This window comes from Skermanella mucosa (assembly GCF_016765655.2).
Classification (GTDB): Bacteria; Pseudomonadota; Alphaproteobacteria; order Azospirillales; family Azospirillaceae; genus Skermanella; species Skermanella mucosa.
The window spans coordinates 3,156,245-3,177,609 of sequence record NZ_CP086106.1 but is presented as its reverse complement, the minus strand read 5'-3'; the positions used below and the strand labels follow the sequence as shown (position 1 = coordinate 3,177,609).

The following is a 21,365-nucleotide window of genomic DNA, read 5'->3' as shown; positions in this document are numbered from 1 at the left end:
TATGCCCAAACTAACGATTGACGGGATCGAGGTCGAGGTCGAGCCGGGTACTTCCGTGCTGCAGGCCTGCGAGCAGATCGGCATCGAAATCCCGCGCTTCTGCTACCATGAACGGCTGTCGGTGCCGGCCAACTGCCGCATGTGCCTGGTCGAGATGGAAAAGGCGCCCAAGCCGGTCGCGTCCTGCGCGATGCCGTGCGGCGAGGGAATGGTCATCAAGACCAATACCGAGCTGGTCCACAAGGCCCGCAAGGGCGTGATGGAATTCCTGCTGATCAACCATCCGCTCGACTGCCCGATCTGCGACCAGGGCGGCGAGTGCGACCTGCAGGACCAGGCGATGGGTTACGGCTTCGACCGTTCGCGGTTCCAGGAGAACAAGCGGGCGGTCAAGGACAAGTATCTCGGGCCGCTGATCAAGACGATCATGACCCGGTGCATCCACTGTACCCGCTGCATCCGCTTCGCGGACGAGATCGCCGGCGTGCCCGAACTGGGGGCGACCGGTCGCGGCGAACACATGGAAGTCGGCACCTATATCGAGCAGGCCATCTCCTCGGAGCTGTCCGGCAACCTGATCGATGTCTGCCCGGTCGGCGCGCTCACTTCCAAGCCCTACGCCTTCACCACCCGGCCCTGGGAGTTGCGCAAGACCGAGACCATCGATGTCATGGACGCGGTCGGCAGCAACACCCGCGTCGACACCCGCGGTCCCGAGGTCATGCGGCTGACCCCGCGCCTGAACGAGGACGTCAACGAGGAGTGGCTGGCGGACAAGAGCCGCTTCCATTACGACGGCCTGAAGCGCCAGCGTCTGGACCGGCCCTATGTCCGCCGTGAGGGCAAGCTGCAGCCGGCGACCTGGGCCGAAGCCTTCGCCGCGATCGCGGAGCGCGTCAAGGGCGTTCCGGGAGAGCGGATCGCAGCTCTCGCCGGCGACCTGTGCGACGCCGAGTCGATGATCGCCCTGAAGGACCTGGTCGAAGGGCTCGGTTCCGCCAACATGGACTGCCGCCAGGACGGCGCCGCGTTCGACACCTCGGCGCGGGCCGGCTACCTGTTCAACACGACCATCGCCGGAATCGAGAAGGCCGACGCGATCCTGCTGATCGGGACCTATCCCCGCTGGGAAGGACCGATGGTCAACGCGCGGATCCGCAAGCGCTACCTGATGGGCGGCCTGAAGGTCGGCGTGGTCGGCGAGCAGCGGGACCTCACCTATCCCTACGCCTATCTTGGCGCCGGTCCGCAGACCCTGCAGGAGATCGCCGAGGGGCGGCACGAGTTCTGCGAGGTCCTGAAGAACGCCAAGCGTCCCATGCTGATCCTGGGCACCGGCGCGTTGCGGCGCGCCGACGGTCCGGCGATCCAGGCGCTGGCTCGCCAGGTTGCCGAAACCAACAACATGATCCAGGACGGCTGGAACGGCTTCAACGTGCTGCACACCGCGGCGGCACGGGTCGGCGGCCTGGAAATGGGCTTCCTGCCGGGCCGGGGCGGCAAGGGCACCGCCGACATCCTGGAGGCGACGGCCGCCGGCCAGATCGACGTGGTCTACCTGCTGGGTGCCGACGAGATCGATACCGCCAAGCTGGGCGACGCCTTCGTGATCTACCAGGGGCACCACGGCGACCGGGGTGCCCACCGCGCCGACGTCATCCTGCCGGGTGCCGCCTACACGGAGAAGAACGGCCTCTACGTCAATACCGAGGGCCGGGTCCAGATGGCCCGCATGGCGGTCTTTCCGCTCGGCGAGGCCCGGGAGGACTGGAAGATCCTGCGCGCGCTGGGCGATCAGCTCGGCATCAGGCTGCCGTATGACAGCCTCGCCCAGGTCCGGAAGCGGCTTGCCGAGACCAGCCCGACGTTCCGCACCATCGAGGGGCTGGCGGCGGCCGAATGGGGACCGTTCGGCCGGCCCGGTCCGGTCGACGCGGCGCCGTTCCGCTGCCCGATCGAAAACTACTACATGACAGACCCCATCAGCCGCGCTTCGGCCACCATGGCGAAGTGCACCGAGACGTTCGTGCTGGCTGGGAACGAGAGGACCGGCACCCATGGCTGAACTTTGGACCGGCTATGCCTGGCCGACGATCATCATCGTCCTCCAGATCGTCGCCATCATCATCCCGCTGCTGCTCGGCGTCGCCTACCTGACCTATGCCGAGCGCAAGGTCCTGGCCGCCATGCAGCTGCGCCAGGGACCGAACATGGTCGGTCCGTTCGGCCTCTTCCAGCCGCTTGCCGACGGGCTGAAGCTCTTCGGCAAGGAGACTGTCATACCGGCGGGCGCGAACCGGGTGGTGTTCGTCTTCGCGCCTATGCTGACCTTCCTGCTCAGCCTGATCGCCTGGGCCGTGATCCCGTTCGATGCGGGCATGGTCCTGGCGAACATCAATGTCGGCGTGCTGTACCTGTTCGCGATCTCCTCGCTGGGGGTCTACGGCATCATCATGGCCGGCTGGGCGTCCAACTCGAAATACGCCTTCCTCGGCGGACTCCGCTCGGCGGCGCAGATGGTGTCATACGAAGTGTCGATCGGCTTCGTGATCATCACGGTGCTGCTCTGCGTCGGGTCGCTGAACCTGACCGACGTGGTGATGGCGCAGAAGACGGTGTGGTTCGCGATCCCGCTGCTGCCGATGTTCGTCGTGTTCTTCATTTCGGCGCTTGCCGAGACGAACCGGGCACCGTTCGACCTGCCGGAAGGCGAGTCGGAGCTGGTCGGCGGGTACAACGTCGAATATTCGGCGATGACCTTCGCCCTGTTCTTCCTGGGCGAATACGCGAACATGATCCTCATGAGCGCGATGACGTCGATCCTGTTCCTGGGCGGCTGGCTGCCTCCCCTGGACATCCCTCCGCTCAACTGGATCCCGGGACCGATCTGGTTCGCGCTGAAGATCGCCTTCGTGCTGTTCGTCTTCCTCTGGGTCCGCGCCACCGTGCCGCGCTACCGCTACGACCAGCTGATGCGGCTTGGCTGGAAGGTGTTTCTGCCCTTCTCGCTGTTCTGGGTGATCCTGACCGCGGGCGTTCTCGTCGCCTTCGACTGGCTGCCCTAACCCTTGCATGATTTCGTGCGCGCCGCCGGATCTTCTGATCCCGGGTGCGCACGACAGGAGAACTGAAGACATGGCATTCCTGGATCGCACTGCGCGGGGCTTTTTCCTGACGGAACTGCTGTCCGGACTGGGCCTGACTTTCAGCTATATGTTCCGGCCGCGGGTGACCCTGAACTATCCGTTCGAGAAGGGCCCCATCAGCCCGCGGTTCCGGGGCGAGCATGCGCTGCGCCGCTATCCCAACGGGGAAGAGCGCTGCATCGCCTGCAAGCTGTGCGAGGCCGTCTGCCCGGCCCTGGCCATCACCATCGAGGCCGAGCCCCGTGACGACGGCAGCCGCCGGACGACCCGCTACGATATCGACATGACGAAGTGCATCTATTGCGGCCTGTGCCAGGAGGCCTGCCCGGTGGACGCGATCGTCGAGGGACCGAACTTCGAGTTCTCCACGGAGACCCGTGAGGAACTCTTCTACAATAAGGAAAAGCTGCTCGAGAACGGCGACCGCTGGGAGGCCCAGCTCGCCGCGAACGTTGCGGTCGACGCTCCCTATCGCTAAAACCCTTAACCCGTGTGGGGTCTGAACCGCATCCGCGGCCGGACCCCCACGGTCCGCAAGACACTGCAAGAACCCGACAAAGGGACTCCGGAAGTGAGCACAGACACCTTCCCTCATCTTAAGAGGCGGGGAACGCCATGATCGTGCAGAGCCTGGCTTTCTACCTTTTCGCCGCGATCCTGGTGGCATCGGCCGTCATGGTGATCGCGGCCCGCAACCCGGTGCACTCGGTGCTCTTCCTGATCCTCGCCTTCTTCAACGCCGCGGGGCTCTTCGTGCTGATCGGCGCGGAGTTCGTGGCGATGATCCTGGTGATCGTCTATGTCGGCGCCGTGGCAGTGCTCTTCCTGTTCGTGGTCATGATGCTGGACATCAATTTCCGCGAACTGCGGTCGGGTGCGCTCCAGTATCTGCCGATCGGCATCACCGTAGGTCTGGTCCTGCTGGTCGAACTCGCCCTGGTGCTGGGCACCTGGGTGATAGCACCGGACCTGGCCGCCGTCTCCGCGGCGCCGATGCCGGCTCCCGGCGAGGTCACCAACACCCACGCGCTGGGTCTGCTGATCTACACCCACTATGCCTATTTGTTCCAGGCGGCCGGCCTGATCCTGCTGATCGCGATGATCGGCGCCATCGTGCTGACCCTGCGGCAGCGCGAGGGCGTGCGCCGTCAGAACATCGGCAACCAGGTGAGCCGTCGTCGCGAAGAAGTGGTCGCGATCCGGAAGGTCCCGACCCGGGGAGGTGTCTGAATGGAAATCGGTCTCGCCCACTACCTCACCGTCGCGTCAATCGTGTTCACGCTCGGCGTTTTCGGGATATTCCTGAACCGCAAGAACGTGATCATCATCCTGATGTCGATCGAGCTGATCCTGTTGGCCGTCAACATCAATCTGGTGTCGTTCTCGGTCTTCCTCAATGACCTGGTCGGCCAGGTCTTCGCGATGTTCATCCTGACCGTCGCCGCGGCCGAGGCCGCGATCGGTCTGGCCATCCTGGTCGTCTACTTCCGCAACCGCGGCACCATTGCCGTGGACGACATCAACATGATGAAGGGCTGAGGCGGCGATCATGGAAGTTGCAGCGATTTTCCTGCCGCTCCTGGCGGCCTTCATCGCGGGATTCTTCGGGCGCTTCATCGGCGACCGGGGATCCCAGATCGTCACCGCGGGCGCGGTCTGCGTCTCGGCCCTCATCTCCATCTGGCTGTTCGTCGATGTCGCGCTGAACGGCAATGCTCGCACCATCGAGCTGATGACCTGGATCGACAGCGGCACCTTCGAGGTTTCGTGGGCGCTCAAGTTCGATACGCTGACCGCGGTCATGCTGATCGTGGTCAACGTCGTGTCGTCCATGGTCCATGTCTACTCGATCGGGTACATGAGCCACGACCATCACAAGCCGCGGTTCATGGCCTATCTCAGCCTGTTCACCTTCTTCATGCTGATGCTGGTGACGGCCGATAATTTCGTGCAGATGTATTTCGGCTGGGAAGGCGTCGGCCTGGCCTCGTACCTGCTGATCAATTTCTGGTACGAGAAGCCGAGCGCCAACGCGGCGTCCATGAAGGCGTTCATCGTGAACCGGGTCGGCGACTTCGGTTTCGCGCTGGGCATCATGGCGATCTTCTTCCTGTTCGGCTCCGTCCATTTCGACACCGTGTTCGCCGCCGCGCCGCAGATGGCCGGCCATTCCATCAACTTCCTCGGCTTCGACCTGGACGCCCTGACCGTCGCCTGCCTGCTGCTCTTCATGGGCGCCATGGGCAAGTCGGCGCAGCTCGGCCTGCACACCTGGCTTCCGGACGCGATGGAGGGCCCGACCCCGGTGTCGGCGCTGATCCACGCCGCGACCATGGTGACCGCCGGCGTCTTCATGGTCGCCCGCCTGTCGCCGATTTTCGAGTACGCCCCGATCGCGCTCAACGTGATCGCCATCGTCGGCGCCTCGACCGCCTTCGTCGCGGCGACGATCGGCCTGACCCAGTTCGACATCAAGCGGGTCATCGCCTACTCGACTATGAGCCAGCTCGGCTATATGTTCTTCGCGCTCGGCGTTTCTGCCTACAGCGCCGCGATGTTCCACCTGATGACCCACGCCTTCTTCAAGGCCCTCCTGTTCCTCGGTGCCGGCTCGGTGATCCATGCCATGTCGGACGAGCAGGATATGCGGAAGATGGGCGGCATCTGGCGGCTGATCCCGCTGACCTACGCCATGATGTGGATCGGCAGCCTGGCGCTCGCCGGCATCCCGTTCTTCGCCGGCTACTACTCCAAGGACATGATCCTGGAGGCGGCCTATGCCGCCCACTCCGGAGTCGGCACCTATGCCTTCTGGCTCGGCATCGCCGCGGCGCTCATGACGGCGTTCTACTCCTGGCGCCTCATCATCATGACGTTCCACGGCCGGCCGCAGGCCAACGACCGGGTCATGGCCCATGTCCACGAGAGCCCGCTCATCATGACGATCCCCCTGGGCGTCCTGGCGATCGGCGCGCTGTTCTCCGGCGTCGTGGCCTACAACTGGTTCGTCGGCGAGGGCAGGGCGGATTTCTGGGGCAAGGCGATCTTCGTCCTGCACGAGAACGACACCGTCGAGGCGGCGCACCACGTCCCCGGCTGGGTGCCTCTGGCTCCGTTCGTGGCCGGCGTGATCGGCATCGCGCTGGCGTACCTCTTCTACATGTTCATGCCGCACCTGCCGTCCCTGGTTTCGTCCAAGCTCGGCGCGGTCTATCAGTTCGTCTATCGCAAGTGGATGTTCGACGAACTGTACGACAGGGTGTTCGTCCAGCCGGCCAAGTACCTGGGCTATGGCCTGTGGAAGTCCGGTGACGGGGCCATCATCGACGGCGTCGGTCCCGACGGCGTCGCCGCCGCCACCCGCGACGTCGCACTCCGCGCCGCCCGCCTGCAGTCCGGCTATGTCTATCACTACGCTTTCGCGATGGTGATCGGCGTGGTGCTGCTGGTCGGCTGGTTCTACTTTTTCGGTTGATACGGCGAGGCAAGACTGATCATGGCTGGCTGGCCCATCCTGTCGCTGACGACATTCCTGCCGCTCGTCGGTGCCGCGTTCATCCTGCTGATCCGCGGCGAACCCGATGTCGTGGCACGCAACGCCCGTAACGTGGCGTTGTGGACCTCGCTGATCACCTTCGTGCTGTCGGTGTTCATCTGGTTGAACTTCGACAGTTCCTCGGCCGCGTTCCAGATGGTGGAGCGCGTCGAGTGGATCCCGGCGTTCAACGTCTACTATCACATGGGCGTGGACGGCATCTCGGTGCTGTTCGTCCTGCTTTCCACCTTCCTGACGCCGCTCTGCATCCTGTCGAGCTGGGAGTCGGTGAAGACCCGCGTCAAGGAATACATGATCGCCTTCCTGGTCCTCGAGACCCTGATGGTCGGCATGTTCTGCGCGCTGGACTTCGTCCTCTTCTACATGTTTTTCGAAGGCGTGCTGATCCCGATGTTCCTGATCATCGGCGTCTGGGGCGGTGCGCGGCGCGTGTACGCGGCGTTCAAGTTCTTCCTCTATACGCTGCTCGGCTCGGTGCTGATGCTGCTGGCGATCCTGGCCATGTATTTCGTGGCGGGCACCACGGACCTGCCGACGCTGATGCAGACCGATTTCCCGCGCAGCATGCAGCTGTGGCTGTGGCTGGCGCTGTTCGCCTCCTTCGCCGTCAAGGTGCCGATGTGGCCGGTCCACACCTGGCTGCCCGACGCCCACGTGGAGGCGCCGACCGCCGGCTCCGTCATCCTGGCCGGCGTGCTGCTGAAGATGGGCGGTTACGGTTTCCTGCGCTTCTCGATCCCGATCCTGCCCGAGGCGACCGAGTACTTCACGCCGCTGATCTACACCCTGAGCGTCGTGGCGATCATCTACACCTCCCTGGTTGCGCTGGCGCAGGAGGACATGAAGAAGCTGATCGCCTACTCGTCGATCGCACACATGGGCTTCGTCACGATCGGCATGTTCACCATGACCCAGCAGGGCGTGGAAGGATCGCTGTTCCAGATGCTCAGCCACGGCATCGTGTCCGGCGCTCTCTTCCTCTGCGTCGGCGTGGTCTATGACCGGCTGCACACCCGCGAGATCGCGCGTTACGGCGGCCTCGTCCACAACATGCCGAAATACGCCGTCGTGTTCATGCTGATGATGCTGGCTTCCGTCGGGCTGCCCGGCACCAGCGGCTTCGTCGGCGAGTTCCTGATCCTGATCGGCGCGTTCCAGGACAATACCTGGGTCGCTTTCCTGGCGACCATCGGCATCATCCTGGGGGCCGCCTACATGCTGTGGCTGTATCGCCGCATCATCTTCGGCAAGATCACCCGGGACGACGTCAAGGGCATGATGGACCTCAGCCCGCGCGAGGTCGCGATCTTCGTGCCGCTGGTCGTACTGGTCCTGTGGATGGGAATCTATCCCACAAGCTTCCTGAGCGTCATGTCGGTGTCGGTCGAGGCGCTGATCACGAATTACCAAACCGCTCTGGCCGACGGCGCCAGTACTGCCGTTGCGGTACGATAAGGCGGGGGAACAAGCAAAATGACCGAATTTCCCGATCTGATGCCGGCGCTGCCGGAGATCTTCATGGCCTTGTCGGCCATGGCCCTGCTCATGCTGGGCGTCTTCCGGGGCGACGGCAGCACGCGGCTGATCTCCTACCTGACGGTCGGCGTCCTGCTCGTCGCCGCGGTCCTGGTGCTGTCCGGCCCGGGTACCCGCGAACTCACCTTCAGCAATCTCTTCATCATGGACAGCTTCGGCGGCTTCATGAAGGTGCTGGTGCTGATCGGATCCGCCCTGTCCGTTCTCGTATCGATAAACTATATCGAGCGGGAGCAGATGAAGCGGATCGAGTTCCCGGTGCTCATGCTGCTCGCCACGGTCGGCATGCTGATGATGGTGTCGGCCAACGACCTCATCTCCCTCTATGTCGGCCTGGAACTTCAGAGCCTGGCGCTCTACGTGATCGCGGCCTTCCGGCGCGACTTCGCGAAGTCGAGCGAGGCGGGGCTGAAATACTTCGTTCTCGGCGGGCTGTCGTCGGGGATGCTTCTGTATGGCGCCTCCCTGGTCTACGGCTTTGCCGGCACGACCAACTTCACCACCCTGGCCCAGCTTTTCGCCGGCCATGCCCAGGAGGCCGGGCATGCCTCGGTCGGCCTGATCGTCGGGCTGACCTTCGTGGCGGCGGGGCTCGCCTTCAAGATCTCGGCTGTGCCGTTCCACATGTGGACGCCGGACGTCTACGAAGGCGCGCCGACCCCGGTTACGGCCTTCTTCGCCGTGGCGCCCAAGGTCGCCGCCATCGCGCTGTTCGTGCGCCTGCTGATCGAGCCGTTCGGCGCAATGGTCGACCAATGGCGCCAGATCATCTACTTCACCGCGCTTGCCTCCATGGTGCTGGGCTCGTTCGCCGCGATCGGCCAGACCAACATCAAGCGCCTGATGGCCTACAGCTCGATCGGCCATATCGGGTTCGCCCTGGTCGGCCTCGCCGCCGGTACCGAGTTGGGCGTGCGCGGCGTCATGTTCTACATGGCAATCTACATCTTCATGAACATCGGCACGTTCGGCGTGATCCTGTGCATGCGCCAGAACGGCCGGATGGTCGAGGAGATCAGCGATCTGGCGGGCCTGTCCAAAACCCACCCGATGCTGGCGCTCGCCATGCTGATCTTCATGTTCTCGATGGCCGGCATTCCGCCGGCCGCCGGCTTCTTCGCCAAGCTGTTCGTCTTCCAGGCGGCGATCCAGGCGCACCTCTATTCGCTGGCCGTGCTCGGCGTGCTGGCGAGCGTCGTGGGCGCGTTCTACTACCTGCGCATCATCAAGGTCATGTACTTCGATGAGCCGGTGGAGCCGCTCGACCGGAACATCAGCAGCGAGATGACCCTGGTCATCGCCGGTACCAGCCTGTTCACCTTGCTGTTCTTCTTCTTTCCGTCACCCCTGCTGGACGGCGCGGCGGCGGCGGCGGCGTCGCTGTTCGCGGGATGAGCAAGCCGGTTCCTGTGAACCGGGCGCTGCCCGGCCTGCCGCCGGCCTACGGGCTGGCGGCTTACGACAGCTTGGGCAGCACCAACGACGAGGCTAAGCGCCTGGCCCGTGACGAGGGTGCCGCCCACGGCACCCTCGTCTGGGCTTTGCGGCAGACCGAGGGGCGCGGACGCCGGGGCCGGCCCTGGATCTCGCCGGAGGGAAACCTCTACGCCAGCCTCGTCCTTCGTCCGGGCTGCACGCCGGCTTCGGCGGCGCAGTTGTCGTTCGTGACGGCCGGGGCGCTGGCCGATACGCTCCAGCCGCTGCTTCCCGAGGGCATCTGCCAGTGCAAATGGCCGAACGACGTTCTTCTGGACGACAGGAAGGCGGCGGGCATCCTGCTGGAATCGGAAACCGACGATGCCGGCAACATCGAATGGCTCGTCGTGGGTGTCGGCATCAATGTCCAGCACTATCCGCAGGAATCCGAGTTCCCCGCGACATCCCTGCGCAACGAAGGCGGCAGGCTCGACGAGCCCGGTCCGGTCCTGGTCCGTTTCGTCCAGGCATTCTCCACCTGGTACGACGTGTGGAAGGAGGAGGGGTTTACCCCCGTTCGCGAGGGCTGGCTCCAGCTGGCCCGTGGCATCGGCGGTCCGATCGCCGTGAGGCTGGCCGACCGCACGCTGAACGGTATCTTCGCCGATCTCGATGAGGACGGGGCCCTGCTGCTGGACCTGGATACCGGCGAGCGTCGCCGGATCACCGCCGGGGACGTCTTCTTCCCGGGTCTGGTTCCATCGGGTTCGGGCGAGGGAACCTGACATGCTGCTTGCGATCGATGCCGGCAACACGAACGTGGTTTTCGCCATCTTCGACGGCGATCGCAAGCAGGGGCAGTGGCGGATCGCCACCGACGGCCGGCGGACCGCCGACGAGTACGCCGTCTGGCTGACCAGCCTGATGGCCATGAAAGGGTTGAAGCGCGAGGACGTGGACGCCGCCATCCTCGGCAGCGTCGTACCCGCCGCGACCTTCAATCTCCAGCGGCTGTGCCGCGACCATTTCGGCGTCGAGCCAATGCGGATCGGGGAGCCGGGGGTACGGCTTGGCATCGAGATCAGGATCGACAACCCGCGCGAGGCCGGCGCCGACCGGTTGCTGAATGCCATCGCGGCGGTCGCCACATATCCGTCGCCCCTGGTCGTGGTGGATATCGGGACCGGGACCACCTTCGACATCGTTGACGCTGAGGGCGGCTTCTGCGGCGGAGTGATCGCTCCGGGGCCGAGCCTGGCGCTCGACGCCCTGCACCGGGTCGCGGCGCAGCTTCCCAAGGTGGACATCGTCCGGCCGGCCGCCGTCATTGGCAAAGGTACCGTCGGAGCGATGCAATCCGGCATGTTCTGGGGTTATCTCAGCATGATCGAGGGGTTGCTGACCCGGATCCAGGCCGAGCTGTCGCCGACCGGCGATCCGCCGGTGACCGTGATCGTCACCGGAGGGCTTGGCGCGCAGTTCGCCGAAGCTACCTCGATGATCCACCACATCGACAACGAATTGACCCTGCGCGGTCTCCTGCTGGTCCACCAACGCAACATGGCTACATGACATCATCCCCTGATCCCCAACCCGCCGCTTCCAGTTCCTTCGACCCCGACCGGCCCGGTTCAGACGCGATCTACTTCCTGCCACTGGGCGGGTCCGGCGAGATCGGCATGAACCTCAATCTGTACGGTCACGCCGGGAAATGGCTGATGGTGGATCTGGGGATCTCGTTCGGCGACGAGACGATGCCGGGCGTCGACGTGATCATGCCCGACCCGACCTTCATCCGGGACCGCCGGGAGGACCTTGTCGGCATCGTCCTGACCCACGCCCACGAGGATCACCTGGGAGCGGTCCAGTACCTATGGCCGGAGCTTCGCTGTCCCGTCTACGCGACGCCCTTCACCGCGTCGGTCTTGCGGGCCAAGCTGCTGGAGCGCAACCTGGCCGGCAAGGTGGAGATCATAGAGGTTCCCCTGTCGGGAAGGTTCTCGGCAGGGCCGTTCGAGGTGGAACTGATCACGGTCACCCACTCCGTGCCCGAGCCCAACGCCCTGGTCTTGCGCACACCCCTCGGCACCGTCCTGCACACCGGCGACTGGAAGCTCGACCCCGATCCCGTCGTCGGCACACCCACGGACGAGGCGGCCCTGATGCGCCTGGGCGGCGAAGGCGTGCTGGCGATGGTGTGCGACAGCACCAACGCCATGGTTCCGGGGACCTCCGGATCGGAAGCCGCCGTTCGCGACAGTCTGGTCAAGCTGTTCGGCCGGCTCAAGAACAGGATCGCCATCAGCTGCTTCGCGACCAACGTGGCGAGGCTGGAAAGCATCGCGGCGGCCGCCGCCGCGGCCGACCGGGACGTGGCCCTGGTCGGGCGGTCCCTGTGGCGTATCAACGAGGCCGCGCGGGCCAACGGTTACCTGAAGGATGTCCGGCCGTTTCTCAGCGAGCGCGATGCCGGCTTCCTGCCGCGGGAAAAGACGGTGCTGGTCTGTACCGGAAGCCAGGGCGAGCCGCGTTCCGCGCTGTCCAGGATCGCCGCGGACGACCATCCCGAGATCGTGCTGGAGCGCGGCGACACCGTGATCTTCTCGTCGCGCGAGATCCCCGGCAACGAGCGGGCGATCGGCCGGGTTCAGAACATGCTGATCGGCCAGGGGGTGGAGGTGATCACCGCCGATACCGAGTTCGTCCATGTGTCCGGACATCCGGCCCAGGACGAGTTGGTCCGCATGTACCAGTGGGTGCGCCCGAAACTGGCGGTCCCGATCCACGGCGAGATCCGCCACCAGACGGAGCACGCCCGGCTGGCACGCGCCTGCCAGGTGCCCGACACGATCATTCCGGAGAACGGCTCCATCATCCGGCTTGCTCCCGGCCCCGCTGAGGTGGTGGGACAGGTCCAGCACGGGCGGCTGGCGCTGGACGGCAAGCGGATCGTGCCGCTGGACGCCGGGGTCATGCGGGGAAGGCACCGCATGATGTACAACGGCGCCGCCGTCGCCACCCTGGTCATGGATTCCGAGGGGGAACTGGTCACCCATCCCCAGGTCGCCGTCATGGGCCTGCTCGAGGGACCCGAGGCCGGCGAGATCCTGACCGAAGTCGGGTTCGCGGTTCGGAAGGCCGTGGAGGAACTGTCCCGCCAGTCTCGGCTCGACGACGAGGCGGTGCGCCAGGCGACCCGCATCGCGGTCCGCCGGAGCCTCAACGCGAGCCAGGGCAAAAAGCCGCTCACCGAAGTCCATCTGGTTCGGCTATAGGGATGGGGCGGGCGCGCCGAACGCCGCCGCCTTCAACGGACCAAGTCAGAAAGACCAAGGGGGAACCATGATCGGCAAACTCAACCACGTGGCTATCGTCGTGCCCGACCTGGAAAAGGCGACGGCCCTCTACCGCGATACCCTGGGGGCCACCGTCTCCGCCGCGGTGGACCAGCCGGCCCACGGGGTGACGGTGGTGTTCGTCGAACTGCCCAACACCAAGATCGAACTGCTGTACCCCCTGGGGGACTCCAGCCCCATCGCCAAGTTCCTGGCCGGAAATCCGTCGGGCGGCATCCACCATGTCTGCTACGAGGTGCCTGACATCCTGGCCGCCCGCGACAAGCTCAAGGCCGACGGCGCCCGCGTCCTGGGCGACGGCGAGCCGAAGATCGGCGCCCACGACAAGCCGGTGCTGTTCCTCCATCCCAAGGACTTCCTGGGCACGTTGGTCGAGTTGGAGCAGGCCTGATCTATGGGGTGGGTAACCGGCATCGCCGTCTATTTCGTCGTCTGGTGGACAGTCCTCTTCGCGGTGCTTCCCTGGGGCTCCCACGCGCCGGAGGAACCGGAGCCCGGCATGGCGGCCGGAGCGCCGGCCAAGCCGCGCATCGGCTTGAAGTTCCTGGTCACCACCGTGGTCGCGGCGGTCGTCTGGCTGATCATCTATCTCATCGTCACGTCCGGGCTGATCTCCTTCCGGACGTGACCCCAGCGGGAGTTCCGTCGCACCATGGGTTTGTCCTATTGCGAAGCGGCACCCGGGCATCCGTGGCACGGGCCCTACCATGACACCGAGTACGGGTTCCCCTCCGACGACGAGCGGGTCCTGTTCGAACGGCTCGTCCTGGAGATCAACCAGGCCGGGCTGTCCTGGCTGACCATCCTGAAGAAGCGCGAAGCCTTCGCCGCCGCGTTCGAGAGCTACGACGTAGACCGCATCGCCGCCTACGGCGAGGAAGACCGGGCGCGCCTGCTGGGGGACGCCGGCATCATCCGCAACCGGCTGAAGATCGATGCCGTGATCGAGAATGCGCGCCGGGTGCGGGCTTTGCGCGACAGCCATGGCGGTTTCGCCGGTTGGCTGGATCGCCACCACCCCCTGGACAAGGCCGGCTGGGTGAAGCTGTTCAAGAGCCAGTTCCGCTTCACCGGCGGGGAGATCGTGAACGAGTTCCTGATGAGTCTCGGGTACCTGCCCGGTGCCCATCATCCAGGCTGCCCAGTGCATCGGCACGTCGAATCGCTCGATCCGCCGTGGATTCGGGCGGAGAGGGCGGGGTTCAGCGGATACCGAGTCTAAAAAATAGGCAGATCACTGGATGAAACTCGCTCATTTGCTCGATCCATAAGCAAAAGAGCAAGAAAATGAGCAAAAGAAAAGGCAAGCTCCATTTTGTGGCTTGCCTTGCTAAGTGCCTCATACAATAATTTTTATCGCTGAGAGGGTTTATCCCTCTTACCGACGCCTGGTGGCGATTCCTCCCTAACTTCAGGCCGCGCTGCGGTGACAGCGCGGCCCTTTTCTTTTTGTGGACGAAACCTTACGCCATGCTTGCGTCCTCGTCACTCATTTTCTGCCCAAATGATGACTCTTTGCTCTGGTACCGATCAGATCACGGTTCGGCCGGACCGAACAAACGAGTTCCGCCGAGCGTGCTGGGTGCGTCGGGCAAAATGGTTGTTGCCGATACCGCCGAATTGGTACAAAGGCACTCGGTCACACGCGGCTTATAAGGGCAGGGCGTCTCGCGTCATGGGCAACGGTACACCTGCCTGGAAATTCGTAAGGTCTTTCAGCAAAATCCCGGCTTCCAAGCCAGCCTGCGGGTCTTCATTCTGCGCCGGGGTGCCTGCGGCCGGCTTCCCACCTGTCCCGTCACTTGAACCAACTCTCTCGGAGGGAACAAGAAACATGCTCAACAGACGCCAGTTCGGTCTTTCGGTGGCCGGGACCGCCGCAGCCATCAGTGTCGGTCCGACGGTCGGCCGCGCGTTCGCCGCCGACAAGCTGAAGGTCGGCTTCGTCTATGTCGGCCCGATTTCGGATCACGGTTACAGCTATCAGCACGACCTGGGCCGCCGCCACATCGCCGAGCATTTCGGCGACCGCATCGAGACCACCTATGTGGAGAACGTGGCCGAGGGCCCCGACACCGAGCGCGTGATCAACCAACTGGCGGCCGGCGGCGCCGGGCTGATCTTCACGACATCGTTCGGCTTCATGAACCCGACGCTGAAGGTTGCGCAGCGCTTTCCCAAGGTGAAGTTCGAGCACGCGACGGGGTACAAGCGCGCCGCCAACGTGGCGACCTATTCCGGCCGATTTTACGAGGGTCGCACCGTCTGCGGCCTGCTCGCCGGCAAGATGACCAAGTCGAACATCATCGGCTATATCGGGTCCTTCCCGATCCCCGAGGTGGTCAGCGGCATCAACGCCTTCACCCTGGCGCTGCGCAGCGTCAATCCGCAGGCGCAGGTGCGGGTGGTCTGGGTCAACAGCTGGTACGACCCGGGCAAGGAGGCGGCCGCCGCCAAGGCGCTGATCGACCAGGGCGCCGACATCCTGGCCCAGCACACCGACAGCCCGGCGCCGATCCAGGAAGCCGAGGCCCGCGGCATCCATGCCTTCGGCCAGTCGTCGGACATGAGCCGGTTCGGCCCCAAGGCGCACCTGACCTCGATCGTCGACGATTGGAACCCCTACTACCAGCAGCGGGTCCAGGCCGTGCTGGACGGCACCTGGAAGTCGGAGGATTACTGGGGTGGCCTGGCGACCGGGACGGTCTTCCTGCCGCCGTTCAACGACGCCGTCCCGGCGGACGTGAAGGCCCTGGGCAACAAGGCGATCGAGGACATCAAGTCGGGCGCCCTGCATCCCTTCACCGGCCCGATCAAGGACCAGTCCGGCAAGGTCGTGATCGCCGAGGGCAAGACCGCCACCGACCAGGAGATCTTGTCGATGGCCTATTACGTGGAAGGCGTCCAGGGGACCCTGCCCAAGTAAGCGGCGCCTGCCGGGGGCGTGCGACGCGCCCCCGGCATGGACTTGCCGCCATGGACTTGTCCGGCGCTATTCCCTACAGTCCGCTCCGATCGGACTGGCCATGGGCCGGTCGTCCCCGAGCCCCGTGAGAATTCGAATGCGGTTGTCCGCCTATTTCCTGCCCACCCTGAAGGAAAACCCCACCGAGGCGCAGATCGTCTCGCACCGGCTGATGCTGCGCGCCGGCATGATCCGGCAGACCAGCGCCGGCATCTATGCCTGGCTGCCGCTGGGGTTCCGCGTGCTGAAGAAGATCGAGCAGATCGTGCGCGAGGAGCAGGATGCCGCGGGCGCGCAGGAACTGCTGATGCCGACGATCCAGCCGGCCGAGCTTTGGAAGGAAAGCGGCCGGTACGACGATTACGGCAAGGAGATGCTTCGCATCCGTGACCGGCACGAGCGGGAGATGCTGTTCGGCCCGACCAACGAGGAGATGATCACCGACATCTTCCGGTCGGCGGTCAAGAGCTACCGCGACCTGCCGAGGAACCTCTACCATATCCAATGGAAATTCCGGGACGAGATCCGGCCCCGATTCGGCGTGATGCGGGGGCGCGAGTTCCTGATGAAGGACGCCTATTCCTTCGACCTGGACCAGGCCGGCGCCCGCCGCTCGTACCAGAAGATGTTCCTGGCCTATCTGCGGACCTTCGCCCGGCTCGGCATGAAGGCGATCCCGATGCAGGCCGATACCGGCCCCATCGGCGGCGACCTTAGCCACGAATTCATCATCCTGGCGGAAACCGGCGAGAGCGGCGTGTTCTGCGACAAGGAATGGCTGGACCTGGACGTCCTATCCAGCGCGCCCGGATTCGACGATGACCTCGGGCCGTTCTTCGAGAAATACACGAGCATCTATGCGGCCACCGACGAGAAGCACGACCCCGCCACCTCGCCGCTGCCGCCGGAGGAGCTGGTGAACGCCCGGGGGATCGAGGTCGGCCATATCTTCTACTTCGGTACCAAGTACTCGGCTCCGCTGGGCGCCGTGGTCGCCGGGCCGAACGGCGAGCAGGTCACCTTGGAAATGGGGTCGTACGGCATCGGCGTGTCGCGGCTGGTCGGCGCCATAATCGAGGCGAGCCATGACGAAGCCGGTATCATCTGGCCGGACAGCGTGGCGCCCTTCAAGGTCGGCCTGATCAACCTGAAGACCGGCGACGCCGAGTGCGACCGGGTCTGCGACGAACTGTACCGCGACTTGAACGCAGCGGGCGTCGAGGTGATCTACGACGACCGCAACGAGCGGGCCGGCGGCAAGTTCGCCGACATGGACCTGATCGGCATTCCGTGGCAGCTGACCGTCGGTCCCCGGGGGCTGAAGAACGGCGTGGTCGAGCTGAAGCGCCGCGCCACCGGCGAGCGCGAGGAACTGTCGCGCGATGCCGCCCTCGCCAAGCTGACCGCCTGAGATCGGCACCCATCGCCCATCAGTCCAAAAAGGCCTTACAGGCATGATCTTCGGCGCTTTCGAACGCATGGTCGCGATGCGGTACCTCCGCGCGCGGCGGCAGGAAGGCTTCATCTCGGTGATCGCCGGTTTCTCGCTGCTGGGTATCGGGCTCGGCGTCGCGACGCTGATCATCGTGATGGCGGTGATGAACGGCTTCCGGTCGGAACTGCTGGGCCGGGTGCTCGGCCTCAACGGCCACATGAACGTCTATGCGATCCAGGGTCCGCTGCCCGACTACCAGCCGCTTGCCGACCGGCTTCGGCAGGTGCCGGGCGTCACCTCCGTGACGCCGACGGTCGAGGCGCAGGCGCTGGTGACCGTGCGGGGAGTATCGTCCGGCGCCATCGTCCGCGGCATAGCGCCCGAGGATTTCCGGGTCCGGCCGACGGTCTCCAACCACATCGTGCGGGGATCGCTGGACCGTTTCGAGAACGAGAACGTGGCGATCGGCATCCGGATGGCGCAGCGGCTCGGGCTGGCCGTCGGCGACCAGCTGACGCTGATCAGCCCGCAGGGCAATACCAGCGCCTTCGGGACGGTGCCGCGCATGCGGGCCTACACGATCGGCGCGATCTTCGACGTCGGCATGTTCGAGTACGACAACAACTTCATTTTCATGCCGCTGCCGGCCGCCCAGATCTTCTTCCGGGTGCCCGACGCGGTGACGACGCTGGAGCTGATGGTCGAACAGCCCCGGCTGATCTGGGAGTATCGCGGCCCGGTACAGGAGGTGCTGGGCGGCCGGGCGCGGCTGGTCGACTGGCAGCAGTCCAACGCCAGCTTCTTCAACGCCCTTCAGGTCGAACGCAATGTCATGTTCCTGATCCTGACGCTGATCATCCTGGTCGCCGCGTTCAACATCATCTCCAGCATGATCATGCTGGTGAAGGACAAGGGCAGGGACATCGCGATCCTTCGTACGATGGGTGCCACCCGGGGCATGATCCTGCGCATCTTCTTCCTGGCCGGCGCCAGCATCGGCGTGATCGGAACGGTGTTCGGCCTCGTCCTGGGCGTCGCCTTCGCCGACAACATCGAAGCGATCCGGCAGGTCATCCAGAATCTCCTGGGAACCGAGCTGTTCTCCGCGGAGATCTATTTCCTGACCCAACTGCCAGCGGAGATCGATTGGTCCGAGGTGACCCGGGTCGTCCTGATGGCGCTCGGGCTGTCGTTCGGCGCCACCATCTACCCGGCGTGGCGGGCGGCCAAGCTCGATCCGGTCGAGGCGCTCCGCTATGAGTGAGACGAGGAGCCAACCGGCCGCCGAGCCCATGATCCGGATCGACAGGGTCGTCCGGACCTTCAAGCAGGCGGGGCAGCCGCTCAACGTGCTGCGCGGCGCGTCCCTCCAGGTAGCTGGTGGCGAATTGGTGGCCCTGGTCGGACCGTCGGGAGCCGGCAAGTCGACGCTGCTCCATATCGCCGGGTTGCTGGAGCAGGCCGACGGCGGCGAAATCCGCATCGCGGGCAAGCTGGCCAATACGCTGTCCGACGCCGACCGGACGGCACTGCGCCGCCAGTCCATCGGGTTCGTCTACCAGTTCCACCATCTGCTGCCGGAGTTCAGCGCCCTGGAGAACATCGTGCTGCCCCAGATGATCTCGGGCATCGCGAAATCCGTGGCGCGGAAGCGGGCCATGGAGCTGCTGGAGCTGGTCGGGCTCGGCGCCCGGGCCGGCCACCGGCCGGCGCGCCTTTCAGGCGGCGAACAGCAGCGAGTCGCGATCGCCCGGGCCCTGGCCAACCGTCCGAAGCTGCTGATCGCGGACGAGCCGACCGGCAACCTGGACCACAAGACCGCGGAGGACGTGTTTGCCGTGCTGGCGAACCTGGTCCGCGGCGGTGATTTCGGGGCGCTGGTGGCGACCCATAACCTGGACCTGGCGGCCCGGATGGACCGGGTGCTCGAGCTGAAGGACGGTGTGCTGGTCCAGCATTGAGCTATGGCCTACCTTGTGTCCGGGGCTGGCAACAGCGCCCCGGACCACCACAGGAGGGTTGCGCCATGGATCGCAAGATCATCGAGCTTTACGATGAATACACCCATGCCCCGCTGGACCGGCGGATCTTCATCAGCCGGCTGACCGCCCTGGCCGGCAGCGCCGCCGCCGCGGCGGCGCTGCTCCCCCTGCTGGAAAGCAATTATGCCCTGGCGCAGGTCGTGCCCCCCACCGACGCGCGGCTGGAAACCTCCCGCGTCACCTGGCCGGGCTCGTCCGGCGACCTCAAGGGATATCTGGCAAGGCCCAAGGGGGCCGGCAAGCTGCCGGCGGTGATCGTCATCCACGAGAACCGAGGCCTGAACCCGCATATCGAGGACGTGGTCCGCCGGGTGGCGCTGGAGGGCTTCCTGGCGTTGGGACCGGACATGCTGAGCCCCCTCGGAGGAACGCCGGCCGACGAGGATCAGGCCCGAACGCTGATCGGCCAGCTCGACGGCAAGCAAACCCTGGACAACCTGGTCCGGACCGTCGGATTCCTCCGGAACCATGCCGAGTCGACCGGCAAGGTCGGCGCCATGGGGTTCTGCTGGGGCGGCGGCATGGCGGGCACCCTGGCGACGGCGTCGCCGGATCTCGATGCCTCGGTGGTCTACTATGGTCGGACGCCGCCGCTCGATGTGGTGCCGAACATCCGGGCCAAGCTGCTGCTCAATTATGCCGGCCTGGACGACCGCATCAACGAGAGCGTGCCGGCCTTCGAGGCGGCGCTGAAGAAGGCCGATGTCGACTATACTCTGCACATGTACCAGGGCGCCAACCACGCCTTCAACAACGACACGGCCCCGGCGCGCTACGATGCGGCGGCCGCGCAACTGGCCTGGACCAGGACGATCGATTTCTTGAAGACCAGCCTGGGCGGCTGAGCCTCTCCTGGGCAGCCTTTCCAGGCTCTGCGGAAAGGCTTAATCCTTGGGCTCTATTCTCCGGCTCGCGGTGACGGGTGCGCAGCGGGTCGGAGATGGGACGCATGGGCAAGGGGAATTCGGGCAAGACTTCCAAGCGGGACCTTTCCGTTGCCTATGGCTTCGTCGAGCCGCCCGATCCATGGCCCACGACCGGGAGCGGCGGTCTGGCCGTCGTCGTTCCGCTGGCCGTCGCCGCGCCCGTCGATGACGAGCGCCTGTCGTTCGACCGCCTGTGGCGGCACGCTTCCGGGGTTCCGCGATATCTCGTCATTCCCGAAGGGCTGGAACTGGAGTTCGACCACGCGGACTTTTCCGTCGTCCGGGTGCCGGCGGCCGCCATGGCAGGCATCGCCGCCTACAATCGGATGATGATCACGCCGTGGTTCTACCGGCTGTTCGCCGGATATCGGCATATCCTGCTGTATCAGCTCGACTGTCTGCTGCTCGGCGAGGGAATCGGCCGGTGGTGCGAACGCGGCTGGAGCTATGTCGGAGCGCCCTGGTTCGGCAATCGGGGGCCGGACGATCTGAAGTCGGTCGGCAATGGCGGTTTCTCGCTCCGTCGGATCGATCATATGCTGGCGGTTCTCGGAAGCGACCGCTTCTATCCGCATTTCCGATTCGCACAGCAGCGGTGTCACTTCGCCGGTTGGAAGCACCTGAAGCTCCTGGCGGGCGGCTTGTTCCGGGCGTGGACAAGTGATGGCGGCTCCCTCGCGACCCGATTCGCGGCCGGCTTCGAGCGGCCGGAGGACGAGTTCTGGAGCCAGTACGCGCCTTTCTTCCTGGACCGCTATAGCCTGCCTGCCCCGCGCGAGGCGCTGGGTTTCGCGTTCGAGGCGCGCCCCCGCGTCGCCTTCGACCTGACCGGTGGGCGGCTGCCGCTGGGCTGCCACGCCTGGTCGCGCATGGACCGGGCTTTCTGGCTGGAGCAGCTCGCCGAACTTGAACCGTCGGCAGGGAGGATTGGCGGCGGGGAAGCCGCTGCTCGCGAGCGGGAGGCGGCGCTGCCGTGACACGCTCATA

At 65.2% G+C, this 21,365-nt stretch carries 20 protein-coding genes; all 20 read left to right on the top strand.

What is annotated here, in order from left to right; all coding sequences use genetic code 11:
• Position 1 precedes the first annotated feature (1 nt).
• The 20 genes from nuoG to JL100_RS14495 all read left to right on the top strand — a co-directional run bounded on the left by nuoG (position 2) and on the right by JL100_RS14495 (position 21,355).
• Positions 2 to 2,065 (top strand): NADH-quinone oxidoreductase subunit NuoG, encoded by a 2,064-nt coding sequence (gene nuoG, locus JL100_RS14590; protein ID WP_202680411.1) that lies wholly within the window; start codon positions 2 to 4, stop codon positions 2,063 to 2,065.
• Positions 2,058 to 3,065 carry an NADH-quinone oxidoreductase subunit NuoH gene (gene nuoH, locus JL100_RS14585; RefSeq protein WP_158045690.1) on the top strand — a complete coding sequence of 336 codons (1,008 nt, stop codon included), beginning with the start codon at positions 2,058 to 2,060 and terminating at the stop codon, positions 3,063 to 3,065. Before nuoG ends, nuoH begins: the two co-directional genes overlap by 8 nt.
• Before the next feature lie 70 nt (positions 3,066 to 3,135).
• Positions 3,136 to 3,624, top strand: coding sequence for an NADH-quinone oxidoreductase subunit NuoI (gene nuoI / locus JL100_RS14580; protein ID WP_158045689.1), 489 nt, complete (start codon positions 3,136 to 3,138; stop codon positions 3,622 to 3,624).
• A 137-nt stretch (positions 3,625 to 3,761) separates the two neighbouring features.
• On the top strand, positions 3,762 to 4,376 hold the full coding sequence (locus tag JL100_RS14575) for an NADH-quinone oxidoreductase subunit J (RefSeq protein WP_202680410.1): 615 nt from the start codon (positions 3,762 to 3,764) through the stop codon (positions 4,374 to 4,376).
• Entirely contained in the window at positions 4,377 to 4,685 is a 309-nt protein-coding gene (gene nuoK / locus JL100_RS14570; protein ID WP_158045687.1) for an NADH-quinone oxidoreductase subunit NuoK, read from the top strand.
• A 10-nt stretch (positions 4,686 to 4,695) separates the two neighbouring features.
• Complete coding sequence (nuoL, locus tag JL100_RS14565) at positions 4,696 to 6,621, top strand: NADH-quinone oxidoreductase subunit L (protein ID WP_202680409.1); 1,926 nt, start codon at positions 4,696 to 4,698, stop codon at positions 6,619 to 6,621.
• Positions 6,622 to 6,642: 21 nt separating this feature from the next.
• On the top strand, positions 6,643 to 8,157 hold the full coding sequence (locus tag JL100_RS14560) for an NADH-quinone oxidoreductase subunit M (RefSeq protein ID WP_202680408.1): 1,515 nt from the start codon (positions 6,643 to 6,645) through the stop codon (positions 8,155 to 8,157).
• A gap of 18 nt (positions 8,158 to 8,175) precedes the next feature.
• Positions 8,176 to 9,633: an NADH-quinone oxidoreductase subunit NuoN gene (gene nuoN / locus JL100_RS14555; protein ID WP_202680407.1), complete on the top strand. Its 1,458-nt coding sequence runs from the start codon at positions 8,176 to 8,178 to the stop codon at positions 9,631 to 9,633.
• The gene (locus JL100_RS14550) at positions 9,630 to 10,439 is read left to right on the top strand and encodes a biotin--[acetyl-CoA-carboxylase] ligase (RefSeq protein WP_202680406.1); all 810 of its coding nucleotides are present in this window, start codon (positions 9,630 to 9,632) and stop codon (positions 10,437 to 10,439) included. The genes nuoN and JL100_RS14550 overlap by 4 nt, the downstream gene beginning before the upstream one ends.
• A gap of 1 nt (position 10,440) precedes the next feature.
• Positions 10,441 to 11,226: a type III pantothenate kinase gene (locus tag JL100_RS14545; RefSeq protein WP_202680405.1), complete on the top strand. Its 786-nt coding sequence runs from the start codon at positions 10,441 to 10,443 to the stop codon at positions 11,224 to 11,226.
• Positions 11,223 to 12,929 (top strand): ribonuclease J, encoded by a 1,707-nt coding sequence (locus tag JL100_RS14540; RefSeq protein WP_202680404.1) that lies wholly within the window; start codon positions 11,223 to 11,225, stop codon positions 12,927 to 12,929. Before JL100_RS14545 ends, JL100_RS14540 begins: the two co-directional genes overlap by 4 nt.
• 67 nt (positions 12,930 to 12,996) lie before the next feature.
• Complete coding sequence (gene mce / locus JL100_RS14535; protein ID WP_202680403.1) at positions 12,997 to 13,401, top strand: methylmalonyl-CoA epimerase; 405 nt, start codon at positions 12,997 to 12,999, stop codon at positions 13,399 to 13,401.
• A 3-nt stretch (positions 13,402 to 13,404) separates the two neighbouring features.
• Positions 13,405 to 13,638, top strand: a complete 234-nt coding sequence (locus JL100_RS14530) for a DUF1467 family protein (protein ID WP_202680402.1) — start codon at positions 13,405 to 13,407, stop codon at positions 13,636 to 13,638.
• A gap of 24 nt (positions 13,639 to 13,662) precedes the next feature.
• Entirely contained in the window at positions 13,663 to 14,232 is a 570-nt protein-coding gene (locus JL100_RS14525; RefSeq protein ID WP_202680401.1) for a DNA-3-methyladenine glycosylase I, read from the top strand.
• 612 nt (positions 14,233 to 14,844) lie between these two features.
• A complete protein-coding gene (locus tag JL100_RS14520; RefSeq protein ID WP_202680400.1) occupies positions 14,845 to 15,936 on the top strand; it encodes a BMP family ABC transporter substrate-binding protein in 1,092 nt (363 codons plus the stop codon).
• A 136-nt stretch (positions 15,937 to 16,072) separates the two neighbouring features.
• Entirely contained in the window at positions 16,073 to 17,386 is a 1,314-nt protein-coding gene (gene proS, locus JL100_RS14515) for a proline--tRNA ligase (RefSeq protein WP_202680399.1), read from the top strand.
• Between the two features lie 43 nt (positions 17,387 to 17,429).
• Positions 17,430 to 18,674 (top strand): lipoprotein-releasing ABC transporter permease subunit, encoded by a 1,245-nt coding sequence (locus JL100_RS14510; RefSeq protein WP_202680398.1) that lies wholly within the window; start codon positions 17,430 to 17,432, stop codon positions 18,672 to 18,674.
• Positions 18,667 to 19,371 (top strand): ABC transporter ATP-binding protein, encoded by a 705-nt coding sequence (locus JL100_RS14505; protein WP_228421275.1) that lies wholly within the window; start codon positions 18,667 to 18,669, stop codon positions 19,369 to 19,371. Before JL100_RS14510 ends, JL100_RS14505 begins: the two co-directional genes overlap by 8 nt.
• 65 nt (positions 19,372 to 19,436) lie before the next feature.
• The gene (locus tag JL100_RS14500) at positions 19,437 to 20,297 is read left to right on the top strand and encodes a dienelactone hydrolase family protein (RefSeq protein ID WP_202680397.1); all 861 of its coding nucleotides are present in this window, start codon (positions 19,437 to 19,439) and stop codon (positions 20,295 to 20,297) included.
• Between the two features lie 104 nt (positions 20,298 to 20,401).
• The gene (locus JL100_RS14495) at positions 20,402 to 21,355 is read left to right on the top strand and encodes a DUF5672 family protein (protein WP_202680396.1); all 954 of its coding nucleotides are present in this window, start codon (positions 20,402 to 20,404) and stop codon (positions 21,353 to 21,355) included.
• Positions 21,356 to 21,365: the final 10 nt, after the last annotated feature.

Bases quoted from the DNA above. Each gene is read 5' to 3' on its own strand.
- nuoG (WP_202680411.1), top strand. From the start codon at position 2: ATGCCCAAACTAACGATTGACGGGATCGAGGTCGAGGTCGAGCCGGGT.
- nuoH (WP_158045690.1), top strand. From the start codon at position 2,058: ATGGCTGAACTTTGGACCGGCTATGCCTGGCCGACGATCATCATCGTC.
- nuoI (WP_158045689.1), top strand. From the start codon at position 3,136: ATGGCATTCCTGGATCGCACTGCGCGGGGCTTTTTCCTGACGGAACTG.
- JL100_RS14575 (WP_202680410.1), top strand. From the start codon at position 3,762: ATGATCGTGCAGAGCCTGGCTTTCTACCTTTTCGCCGCGATCCTGGTG.
- nuoK (WP_158045687.1), top strand. From the start codon at position 4,377: ATGGAAATCGGTCTCGCCCACTACCTCACCGTCGCGTCAATCGTGTTC.
- nuoL (WP_202680409.1), top strand. From the start codon at position 4,696: ATGGAAGTTGCAGCGATTTTCCTGCCGCTCCTGGCGGCCTTCATCGCG.
- JL100_RS14560 (WP_202680408.1), top strand. From the start codon at position 6,643: ATGGCTGGCTGGCCCATCCTGTCGCTGACGACATTCCTGCCGCTCGTC.
- nuoN (WP_202680407.1), top strand. From the start codon at position 8,176: ATGACCGAATTTCCCGATCTGATGCCGGCGCTGCCGGAGATCTTCATG.
- JL100_RS14550 (WP_202680406.1), top strand. From the start codon at position 9,630: ATGAGCAAGCCGGTTCCTGTGAACCGGGCGCTGCCCGGCCTGCCGCCG.
- JL100_RS14545 (WP_202680405.1), top strand. From the start codon at position 10,441: ATGCTGCTTGCGATCGATGCCGGCAACACGAACGTGGTTTTCGCCATC.
- JL100_RS14540 (WP_202680404.1), top strand. From the start codon at position 11,223: ATGACATCATCCCCTGATCCCCAACCCGCCGCTTCCAGTTCCTTCGAC.
- mce (WP_202680403.1), top strand. From the start codon at position 12,997: ATGATCGGCAAACTCAACCACGTGGCTATCGTCGTGCCCGACCTGGAA.
- JL100_RS14530 (WP_202680402.1), top strand. From the start codon at position 13,405: ATGGGGTGGGTAACCGGCATCGCCGTCTATTTCGTCGTCTGGTGGACA.
- JL100_RS14525 (WP_202680401.1), top strand. From the start codon at position 13,663: ATGGGTTTGTCCTATTGCGAAGCGGCACCCGGGCATCCGTGGCACGGG.
- JL100_RS14520 (WP_202680400.1), top strand. From the start codon at position 14,845: ATGCTCAACAGACGCCAGTTCGGTCTTTCGGTGGCCGGGACCGCCGCA.
- proS (WP_202680399.1), top strand. From the start codon at position 16,073: ATGCGGTTGTCCGCCTATTTCCTGCCCACCCTGAAGGAAAACCCCACC.
- JL100_RS14510 (WP_202680398.1), top strand. From the start codon at position 17,430: ATGATCTTCGGCGCTTTCGAACGCATGGTCGCGATGCGGTACCTCCGC.
- JL100_RS14505 (WP_228421275.1), top strand. From the start codon at position 18,667: ATGAGTGAGACGAGGAGCCAACCGGCCGCCGAGCCCATGATCCGGATC.
- JL100_RS14500 (WP_202680397.1), top strand. From the start codon at position 19,437: ATGGATCGCAAGATCATCGAGCTTTACGATGAATACACCCATGCCCCG.
- JL100_RS14495 (WP_202680396.1), top strand. From the start codon at position 20,402: ATGGGCAAGGGGAATTCGGGCAAGACTTCCAAGCGGGACCTTTCCGTT.